We start from the raw sequence: 1,495 nt of genomic DNA on the forward strand, positions 1-1,495 counted from the left end.
CCCCTACCCCCTACAAGGAGGGCGGCTCCGCCCCCTCCTTGACCTCCCCTGCAAGGGGACCAGTCCCCTTGACCCCGTTTATCTTACCCACCAAAAGTTTATGCACCCGTATCTTCTTTATATTTCATGGTAGCAAAAGAAAGAAAGGGGGGCTGAGTGTTATGATTAGGCGCATTTCGCCACAATCCTGTCTTGCGCCTCCCACCCCGGACATGGTTTGCCCGCACCCAGCAGACAAAACTTATCAATGGGCACGATGTCGTCCGTCAGTGAGTTGAACCCGTAGGTGGTGCCAAGTATCTCATTGGCGGTGACGTCGATGACGGTAAAGCTGTACCTGGAGGCACAGGCAGAGAGTCCGTATGCCGGGTTGGGTTTGTGCAGGGGTGCCCCACCTCCGCCGGTGACTATCTGGGTTACGCCGTTGGACCATCTATGACCATCGGCGGTTTCGATCTTCCTTCTTACGTAGTAGTGCTCGTGTCCGGCAAAATATATGTCAACGTGGTTATCGTTTAAGACGCCCATCAGCTCAAGCATGTGTGTGGTCGCAGGGGGATGCTCATTGTGAACGCCGGAAGAGTAAACGGCCTTGTGTGCGAAGACAAACCTGTGCTTTTTACTGCTGCCGGAGACCCTTTCCCGAAACCACTGCAACTGCTCCGGTGAAATGTCGTCATAGTATTTAACGTCCTTTGTTACATAATAGGTAGCCAGTATCGCAAAAAAGGAATTACCAAGCTCAAAGGCAAAGACAAGGTTTTCATACCCCGGCAGCTTCGGCTCTTGCGGGAAACAGATCGGCCCGACCGTGTTTGATGTACAAAAAGTTGCCTGATACTCGCTCTGCATATGTGCCGATATATTAGTTCTCCCCCAGGCCGGAAAGGAGGAATAGAGTTCATGATTTCCTACCGCCATTGCATACGGTATGCTGGCGTCGTTAAGCTGTTTCATGGCTTTTTTGCCTGAGCCGTAGGCATCAGAGCCACCCCTTCTGGCCAGATCACCCGTGTGGATTACAAAGAGAGGGGCCGGGTTAAGTGAAACAATATGCGCGTTGATCCTTGATATCACATCCGTATTGACGGTGTGCATCAGATTACCCCTGGTGTCGCCGTATACGACAAAACGAAACGTATCCGTCATCCCGTCGGCCCCGGAGGCAAGGTACTCCTCAAAGCCTGTTTTATCGGCGTTATCAGCGCTCTTTCTATCCGAACAGTCCAGGGAAGTGGCAGAACATACCACGAGCAACAATGACATTGCCGCCACCAACCACATTATCTGCTTTAAGGCACCACCCTGCATTTTTGGTAACATGGGGATTTTTTTATTTTATCCCTAACTATACTTTTGCACTTTTTTATTAACTGGCTTTTTATACTGTTTTTGAAAATGGATTCCCGTTTTCACGGGAATGACAAGAAATGGTATTTTGCGCCCATCTGTGTCATTCCTGCGTAAGCAGGAATCCAGAAAGTGCGAAACCATA

At 50.1% G+C, this 1,495-nt stretch carries 1 protein-coding gene; it reads right to left on the reverse strand.

Translation table 11 applies throughout. The features are described 5' to 3' along the window. Positions 1-165: 165 nt before the first annotated feature. Positions 166-1,311 carry a metallophosphoesterase family protein gene (locus HWQ67_RS18300; RefSeq protein ID WP_218254132.1) on the reverse strand — a complete coding sequence of 382 codons (1,146 nt, stop codon included), beginning with the start codon at positions 1,309-1,311 and terminating at the stop codon, positions 166-168. Positions 1,312-1,495: the final 184 nt, after the last annotated feature.

This window comes from Candidatus Magnetobacterium casense, assembly GCF_019173545.1.
Classification (GTDB): domain Bacteria; phylum Nitrospirota; class Thermodesulfovibrionia; order Thermodesulfovibrionales; family Magnetobacteriaceae; genus Magnetobacterium; species Magnetobacterium cryptolimnobacter.